Origin of the sequence: Kitasatospora sp. NPDC057223, assembly GCF_042669755.1 — a bacterium.
Classification (GTDB): Bacteria; Actinomycetota; Actinomycetes; order Streptomycetales; family Streptomycetaceae; genus Kitasatospora.
This window is the reverse complement of sequence record NZ_JBHUWW010000227.1, coordinates 1-7545: the sequence shown is the minus strand read 5'-3', so window position 1 is coordinate 7545 and position 7545 is coordinate 1. Positions and strand designations below refer to the sequence as shown.

At 75.0% G+C, this 7545-nt stretch carries 8 protein-coding genes; 4 read left to right on the top strand and 4 right to left on the bottom strand.

Annotated elements, in window-relative coordinates:
* Positions 1-60: 60 nt before the first annotated feature.
* On the bottom strand, positions 61-1521 hold the full coding sequence (locus ACFUK0_RS38875) for a catalase (RefSeq protein WP_380258576.1): 1461 nt from the start codon (positions 1519-1521) through the stop codon (positions 61-63).
* A gap of 280 nt (positions 1522-1801) precedes the next feature.
* Here ACFUK0_RS38875 and cbiE point away from each other — a divergent pair, with 280 nt between their 5' ends.
* Genes cbiE through ACFUK0_RS38860 form a run of 3 tightly spaced genes read left to right on the top strand, consistent with a single transcriptional unit; the run spans position 1802 to position 4661 of the window.
* Positions 1802-3130, top strand: a complete 1329-nt coding sequence (gene cbiE, locus ACFUK0_RS38870) for a precorrin-6y C5,15-methyltransferase (decarboxylating) subunit CbiE (RefSeq protein WP_380258574.1) — start codon at positions 1802-1804, stop codon at positions 3128-3130.
* Positions 3127-3888: a precorrin-4 C(11)-methyltransferase gene (cobM, locus tag ACFUK0_RS38865; protein ID WP_380258572.1), complete on the top strand. Its 762-nt coding sequence runs from the start codon at positions 3127-3129 to the stop codon at positions 3886-3888. The genes cbiE and cobM overlap by 4 nt, the downstream gene beginning before the upstream one ends.
* The gene (locus tag ACFUK0_RS38860) at positions 3888-4661 is read left to right on the top strand and encodes a cobalt-precorrin-6A reductase (RefSeq protein ID WP_380258570.1); all 774 of its coding nucleotides are present in this window, start codon (positions 3888-3890) and stop codon (positions 4659-4661) included. The genes cobM and ACFUK0_RS38860 overlap by 1 nt, the downstream gene beginning before the upstream one ends.
* A gap of 20 nt (positions 4662-4681) precedes the next feature.
* On the opposite strand, the gene ACFUK0_RS38855 is transcribed toward ACFUK0_RS38860, so the two are convergent.
* A complete protein-coding gene (locus ACFUK0_RS38855; protein WP_380258568.1) occupies positions 4682-5161 on the bottom strand; it encodes a MarR family transcriptional regulator in 480 nt (159 codons plus the stop codon).
* Between the two features lie 106 nt (positions 5162-5267).
* On the opposite strand from ACFUK0_RS38855, the gene ACFUK0_RS38850 reads away from it, so the two are divergent.
* Positions 5268-5639 carry an HGxxPAAW family protein gene (locus ACFUK0_RS38850; protein WP_380258566.1) on the top strand — a complete coding sequence of 124 codons (372 nt, stop codon included), beginning with the start codon at positions 5268-5270 and terminating at the stop codon, positions 5637-5639.
* A 52-nt stretch (positions 5640-5691) separates the two neighbouring features.
* Here ACFUK0_RS38850 and ACFUK0_RS38845 read toward each other — a convergent pair whose 3' ends face one another.
* Both ACFUK0_RS38845 and ACFUK0_RS38840 read right to left on the bottom strand, forming a co-directional pair.
* A complete protein-coding gene (locus tag ACFUK0_RS38845) occupies positions 5692-6819 on the bottom strand; it encodes a cobalt-precorrin-5B (C(1))-methyltransferase (protein WP_380258564.1) in 1128 nt (375 codons plus the stop codon).
* A 90-nt stretch (positions 6820-6909) separates the two neighbouring features.
* Positions 6910-7332: an RICIN domain-containing protein gene (locus ACFUK0_RS38840; protein WP_380258562.1), complete on the bottom strand. Its 423-nt coding sequence runs from the start codon at positions 7330-7332 to the stop codon at positions 6910-6912.
* Between the last annotated feature and the right edge of the window lie 213 nt (positions 7333-7545).

Sequence of the window (7545 nt, the reverse complement as noted above, 5' to 3'; positions counted from 1 at the left end):
GGCGCGGACCGTACCGGTCCGCGCCCGCCGGAGCACCCGCAGACTGCGGGCCGGCCCTGCTCAGGCCCTGCCGACCCCGGCGGCGACCCGGTCGCCGAGGTCCTTGTCGACGTTGCGCCAGTACTGCACGGCCCGCTCCAGCACCGGGTCGCTCACCCCGGCCAGCAGGTGGCCGACGATGTTGGAGACCAGCCGGTCGCGGGCGGCGTCGTCCAGCACGGTGCGGACCATGGTGCCCGCCTGGCCGAAGTCGTCGTCCTCACGGTGCAGCGAGTAGGTCTCGCGGACCATCTCGCCGGACGTCTGCCAGCCCGCCGACGGGTCGTCGTAGCGCTCCGCCGCCGCGGCCGGCCCGCCCTTGGAGTTGGGGGCGTACGGCGCGGCGACCCGGCTCGGGTCGAACCGCATCGGGCCGTCCTTCGCGTAGGAGTGCACCGGTACGTGCGGCCGGTTCGGCGGCAGCTGCATGTAGTTGGGCCCGATCCGGTACCGGTGGGTGTCGGGGTAGGAGAAGATCCGGCCGAGCAGCATCTTGTCGGGCGAGACGCTGATGCCGGGCACCAGGTTCGACGGCTCGAAGGCGGCCTGCTCGATGTGGACGAAGAAGTCCTCGGGATTGCGGTTGAGCGTCATCCGGCCGACCTCGATCAGCGGGAAGTCACCGTGCGGCCAGACCTTGGTGAGGTCGAAGGGGTTGAAGCGGTAGTCCGGCGCGGCGTCGAACGGCATCACCTGCACGTGCAGCGTCCAGGACGGGTGCTCGCCGCGCTCGATCGCGTCGTACAGGTCCTGGCGGTGCAGGTCCGGGTCCGAGCCGGCCAGCCGGTCGGCCTCCTCCTGGGTGAGGTGGTCGACGCCCTGGTCGGTCTTGAAGTGGTACTTGACCCAGAACCGCTCGCCGTCGGCGTTGATCCACATGTAGGTGTGCGAGCTGTACCCGTTCATGTGGCGGTACGACTTCGGGATGCCGCGGTCGCCCATCAGCCAGGTGACCTGGTGGGCCGACTCCGGCGACAGCGTCCAGAAGTCCCACTGCATGTCGTGGTCGCGCAGGCCGTTGTCGGTGCGCCGCTTCTGCGAGCGGATGAAGTCCTGGAACTTGATGGTGTCGCGGACGAAGAAGACCGGCGTGTTGTTGCCGACCAGGTCGTAGTTCCCGTCCTCGGTGTAGAACTTCAGCGCGAAGCCGCGCGGGTCCCGCCAGGTGTCCGGGCTGCCCTGCTCGCCGGCGACGGTGGAGAAGCGGGCCAGCATCTCGGTCCGCTTGCCCGGCTGGAAGAGCGTCGCCTTGGTGTAGCGGCTGACGTCCTGCGTCACCTCGAAGACGCCGTACGCGCCGGAGCCCTTGGCGTGTACCACCCGCTCCGGCACCCGCTCCCGGTTGAACTGGGCCATCTTCTCGATCAGGTAGTGATCGTGCAGCAGGATGGGGCCGTCCCGTCCCACCGTGAGCGAATGCTCGTCGCTCGGCACCGGGACACCGGCGTTGCTGGTGGTGTGCGGGACCGCTGAGTCGGACATGGTGTCCTCCGTTGCGTGCTGAGGTACCCCCTCGCGAACGTAGCCCAGACCCCACGGGCCCGCATCCCGCCCGCATCCCACCCGCATCCCACCCGCATCCCACCGACGGACCGCCGCCCGGGCCGGCGGGCGGGCCGGCGGGCGGCGGACGCCCGGGTGCGCGGGCCCTGCGAAGCCGCCGCGTACCGCCAGGTAGGCTGCCGCTGCCCCTACCGCCCCGTGCGCGACCTGCGAACCAACGCCCGGACCGGCCCCGAACCAGCCCCGCGAGGAGTACCTGTTGGCCACCGGCCCCGACCCCGCGCCGACGGACACCGCTGCCCCCGCCGCCGCCCCCGCCCCGAGCGGGCCCGACCGGGTCACCGTGGTCGGGATCGGCGCCGACGGGTGGTCCGGCCTGACCGTCGGCGGCCGCGAGGCACTGACGGCCGCCGACGTGGTGATCGGCGGCCCCCGGCAGCTCGCGCTGCTGCCCGAGGCGGTCGGCGCCGATCGCGTGCCGTGGCCGTCCCCGCTGCGCCCCGCCGTCGCCGGACTGCTCGCCGCGCACCGCGGCCGCCGGGTCTGCGTCCTGGCCAGCGGCGACCCGATGTTCTTCGGGATCGGCCGCACCCTGGTCGAGACCGGGGCGGTCGCCGCGGAGCAGCTGGACGTCCTGCCGCACCCCTCCTCCGTGTCGTACGCCTGCGCCCGGCTGGGCTGGCCGCTGGAGGCCGCCGAGGTGGTCAGCCTGGTCGGCCGCCCGCTCGACACCCTCACCCTCGCGCTGCACCCCGGGCGCCGGCTGCTGGTGCTCAGCGCCGACGCGCACACCCCGGGCGCGGTCGCCGCGCTGCTCACCGCGCGCGGCTTCGGGGCGAGCCGGCTGCGGGTGCTCGAACAGCTCGGCGGCCCGGCCGAGCGGCAACTGGACGGACCGGCCGACGGCTGGCCGCACCCACCGGGCGACCCGCTCAACCTGATCGCCGTCGAATGCGCCGGCGACGTCCGCGGCTCGCTGGTGCCCGGCCTGCCCGACGCCTCGTACGAGAGCGACGGCCAGCTGACCAAGCGCCACGTGCGGGCCGCCACCCTCGCCACCCTGGCCCCCGCGCCCGGCGAACTGCTCTGGGACGTCGGCGGCGGCTCCGGCTCGATCGCGATCGAGTGGCTGCGCGCGCACCGCGACTGCCGGGCCGTCAGCATCGAGCGCGACCCCGTCCGGGCCGGGCGGATCGCCCGCAACGCGGCCGCGCTCGGCGTCCCCGGCCTGCGGGTCGTCACCGGCCCGGCGCCCGCCGCGCTGGCCGGCCTGCCGACGCCGGACGCGGTGTTCATCGGCGGCGGGCTCACCGTCCCCGGGCTGCTGGAGGCCTGCTGGGCGGCCCTGCCACCGGGCGGGCGGCTGGTCGCCAACACCGTGACGCTGGAGTCCGAGGCGCTGCTCACCGAGTGGTACCGCCGCTGGGGCGGGGAGTTGCTGCGGCTCTCCGTCGCGCACGCCGTGCCCGTCGGCGGCTTCACCGGCTGGCGGCAGGCGATGCCGGTCACCCAGTGGTCCGCCGTCAGACCACCCGCTGCAGAACCGCCCGCCGACCGACCCACCAGCCGTCCAGGAGTGCCCTCATGACCGTCTACTTCATCGGGGCCGGCCCCGGCGCCGCCGACCTGATCACCGTGCGCGGCGCGCGCACCCTGGCGCGCTGCGGGGTCTGCCTGTACGCGGGCAGCCTGGTGCCGCGCGAGCTGCTGGCCGAGTGCCCGCCCGACGCGCTGCTGGTCGACACGGCGCAGCTCAACCTCGACCAGATCGTCGCCGAGATCCTCCGGGCCCACGAGGCCGGCCAGGACGTCGCCCGGCTGCACTCCGGCGACCCGTCCGTGTTCAGCGCCGTCGCCGAGCAGATGCGCCGCCTCGACGCGGCCGGCGTGCCGTACGAGGTGGTCCCCGGAGTGCCGGCCTTCGCGGCGGCGGCGGCGGCGCTGAAGCGCGAGCTGACCGTGCCGACCGTCGGCCAGACCGTCATCCTGACCCGGATCGCCAAGCGCGCCACCCCGATGCCCGCCGGTGAGGACCTCGCCACGCTCGGACGCAGCGGCGCCCTGCTGGTGCTGCACCTGGCCGCCGGGTACGTGGACGACGTGGTGGCGGAGCTGCTGCCGAACTACGGCGCCGACTGCCCGGCCGCCGTGGTCGCGATGGCCAGCCGGCCCGACGAGCTGGTGCTGCGCGGCACCCTCGCCGACATCGCCGGCCAGGTCAAGGACGCCGGGGTGGTGCGCACCGCCGTCATCCTGGTCGGCCGCACGCTGGGCGCCGAGCAGTTCCGCGACAGCCACCTGTACTCGGCCGGGCGCGAGCGCCCGCACGAGCCCTGCGGCGCCTGATGCCCGCGGGCGCAGGCGGCGGGCGGCGCCGGGTGCTGATCCTCGGCGGCACCACCGAGGCCCGCAGGCTCGCCGCCGTCCTCGCGGAGGACCCGGCGCTGCGGGTGACGAGTTCGCTGGCCGGGCGGGTCGCCGAACCCCGGCTGCCCGCCGGTGACGTCCGGATCGGCGGCTTCGGCGGCCCGGCCGGGCTCGCCGACTGGCTGCGGGCGGAGCGGGTGGACGCCCTGGTGGACGCCACCCACCCGTTCGCCGAGGTGATGTCGCACAACGCCGCCCTGGCGGCGGCGGGCACCGGCGTCCCGCTGCTCGCGCTGCGGCGACCCGGCTGGGCGCCGGTGGAGGGCGACCGGTGGCATCCGGTCGGGTCCCTCGCCGACGCCGCCGCGGCCCTGCCCGCCCTGGGGCTCAGGGTGTTCCTCACCACCGGCCGGCAGGGCCTGGCGGCCTTCGCCCACCTGGACGGGCTCCACTTCCTGGCCCGCTCGGTGGACGCCCCCGGGCCGCCGCTCCCGGCCCACTGCGAAGTACTGCTCGACCGGGGCCCGTTCACCCTCGACGGCGAACGGGCCGTCCTGCGCGAGCACCGCATCGACGTCCTGGTCACCAAGGACAGCGGCGGCGCGGCCACCGCCGCCAAGCTCACCGCCGCCCGTGAACTCGGCCTGCCCGTCGTGATCGTCCGCCGCCCGGCCCCGCCGGCCGGCGTGCGGGTGGCCGAGGACGTGGCCGAAGCGGCCCGCTGGGCCGCCGGGACGGCACCGGGGGGCTGAGACCGGGCACCGGCGCCCGGTCAGCCGTCGTGGATCTCGTCCAGTGACTCCTGCATGGTCGCCCTGGCCCGGGTGAACCAGTCGGACAGCACGGCGGTCTCGTCCGGCGTGTAGTCGGCGAACAGCGCCCCGAGCCGCTGGTAGAACGGCCCGTAGACCTCCATGAGGCGGGCCTGCGCGCTCTCCTCCATCACCACGCGGACCCGCCGCCGGTCCTTCGGGTCGGCCTCGCGGCGGACGTAGCGGGCCTTCTCCAGCCGGTTGAGCACGCCGGTCACCGCACCCGTGGTGAGCCGGGCCCGTTCAGCCAGGTCACCCGCAGCGAGGGCCTCGCCGGCCAGTGCGGCCTCGATGACGAAGCCGAGACAGGTCAGGTCGGTGACGTTGAGACCCAGCCGTCCCGCGATGTCCTGCTGCCCGAACTGGGCGAGCGCGATCATCCGGTCCATCGCGTACAACGCCTGCTCGGGCGTCGCCGCCGGACGCTCCTTGCCCTTCACAGAGATTTCCCCTTACGATCTAAGCTACTTAGCTCGTGAGATAACTTGTCTCCCGGGCTCCATTCTGCCTGCCCGTCACCCCATCACCTCCCCGGGAGGAGCCGATATGTCTGCACACGGCGACCACGACATGGGCCACACCATCGCCGGCTGGACCGGCAGCGCCCTGGTCATCACCGCCACCACCGTCATGGGCGCGGCCTTCGTCGCCGGATCGGCGGCCGGCCTCTGGCTGGGCGGCGCAGTCCTCGCCCTGGCCGCACCCACCACCTGGCTCCTGCACCTCGCCGGCCTCGGCAAGGCCACCGGACCGCGCCCGGCCGGCTCCCGGCACTGGCGCACCCGCGACGCCGCCGCCCGCCAGGGCCACCCCGACTGCCTCGGCTGCCGCCTGGCCGGCCGCACCCCGGCGGTGGCCGCCGCCGCACCCGCACCGCGCGGCAGCCGACCCCCGGCGGCCACGGCCACCGCACGCTGACGGCCGGCCCCGACCACCCCGGCCGACCGGCCACCCTCCCGGACGGCCCGGGTCAGCGGCCCGCCGGGCCCAGCGGCTCGGCGCGGCCGACGACGGTGCCCGCACGGTCGATGCAGATCACGTCGACCGCGACCGGTGAGCCGACCAGGACGTCCAGCGCGGTGGCCCGGGCCGCCTCGGCCACCAGGTCGCCGAGCGGCACCCCGGCCGCCCGGCACAGCTGGATCGCCTCCAGCGCCGTGTTCGCCTCCTCGACGGCCCGGGCCAGGTCCGGTCCGGCGCCGCCCCGGCGGGCCAGGCCGGCCAGGTAGCCCTTGTCGACCTGGGAGCGCGCCGAGTGCAGGTCCAGATGCCCGGCGGCGAGTTTGGAGAGCTTGGCGAAGCCGCCCGCGATGGTGAGCCGGGGCACCGGGTGGCGCTTGAGGTACTTGAGCACCGCACCCGCGAAGTCACCCATGTCGAGCAGGGCGTCCTCGGGCAGCCCGTGCACGGCGACGGCGACCTTCTCGGAGGTCGAGCCCGTGCAGCCGGCGACGTGCTCGCGCCCGGCCGCCCGGGCCACGTCCACCCCGCGCCGGATGCTGTCGATCCAGGCGGAGCAGGAGTACGGGACGACGATGCCGGTGGTGCCGAGGATCGAGAGGCCGCCGAGGATGCCCAGGCGCGGGTTCCAGGTCGAGCGGGCGATCTCCTCACCGTGGTCCACCGAGAGTTCGACCACCACGTCCCCGGCGCCGCCGTGCGCGGCCGCGACCTCGGCGACGGCGTCCCGCATCATCTGCCGGGGCACCGGGTTGACCGCCGGCTCGCCCACCGCCAGCGGCAGACCGGCCTTGGTGACCGTGCCCACCCCGGGCCCGGCCCGGAACACCACGCCGGTGCCCGGCGCCCCGGGCCGTACGGTCGAGCGGATCAGCGCTCCGTGCGTGACGTCCGGGTCGTCGCCGGCGTCCTTGACCACGCCGGCCATCGCCCGGCCGGGCGCCAGCTCCTCGACGGCCAGGGCGAAGGCGGGCTGCTGCCCCTTGGGCAGGGTGATCGTCACCGGGTCGGGGAAGGCGCCGGTGAGCAGCGCGGTGTACGCGGCCTTGGTGGCCGCCGTCGCACAGGCACCCGTCGTCCAGCCGTGCCGCAGCCCGCTGCTCCTGAGCTGCGCCGCCCGGCCACCGATCTCCGCCACGTACGTCCCCTGCACTTCCCGCGCCGGTGCGGCGCGTCCTGGTCGTCGGCGTCACCGCCGAGGAGCGCCGGCCGGGCGGCGGCACCTGTTTCAGTCGGTCATGCAACCGGGCCAGTTCGAGCAGTAGCTCCACTCCATGTTCGCCTGCCTGCTGCCACCATAGATCCACTGCCGGGCCGGGGCTCCGTTGTCGGTACGCCAGTCGGCGATCTCCAGCAGCAGGGAACTGTTCAGGTTGAGGAGGTAGTCGGCCCGGTGGGTGTCGGCCGGGATCCCCGGACCGACCTGCATGTACTGCCACTGCTGGTTGGCGCCGCCGGTGCAGTCCCACTGGCGGGCCGGGGCACCGACGTCGGTACGCCAGTCCGCGATCTCCAGGCACTTCCCGCTCGCGTGGTTGACGAACGGCCGGCCGGTGGCGGCCTGAGCGGGCGAACCCGCAACGCCGAGCAGCGTCACCACCGCGGCGAGCACCGCCCCGAAGGCCCCGAACCGAGTTGATCCTCTGCGCATCGTCGTCCCCTGTGTATCGGTACCCGAACGTCCGGACGCGGCAGTCACGCCGTGATCACCGCGCGCGCAAGCCTAGGGCACGCCCCGGGCCGCTCCACGGCACGGGTACCCGGTCGAAGTCCGACGCGCGCCTGCCTCGAACCCCCTTGCCCGGCCGCGTGGTTCACCCGCGGCGGCACCGGGGCCGGCCCGGATCCGGGGTGACCCCGGATC

Bases quoted from the DNA above. Each gene is read 5' to 3' on its own strand.
- ACFUK0_RS38875 (WP_380258576.1), bottom strand. From the start codon at position 1,521: ATGTCCGACTCAGCGGTCCCGCACACCACCAGCAACGCCGGTGTCCCG.
- cobM (WP_380258572.1), top strand. From the start codon at position 3,127: ATGACCGTCTACTTCATCGGGGCCGGCCCCGGCGCCGCCGACCTGATC.
- ACFUK0_RS38860 (WP_380258570.1), top strand. From the start codon at position 3,888: ATGCCCGCGGGCGCAGGCGGCGGGCGGCGCCGGGTGCTGATCCTCGGC.
- ACFUK0_RS38850 (WP_380258566.1), top strand. From the start codon at position 5,268: ATGTCTGCACACGGCGACCACGACATGGGCCACACCATCGCCGGCTGG.
- ACFUK0_RS38840 (WP_380258562.1), bottom strand. From the start codon at position 7,332: ATGCGCAGAGGATCAACTCGGTTCGGGGCCTTCGGGGCGGTGCTCGCC.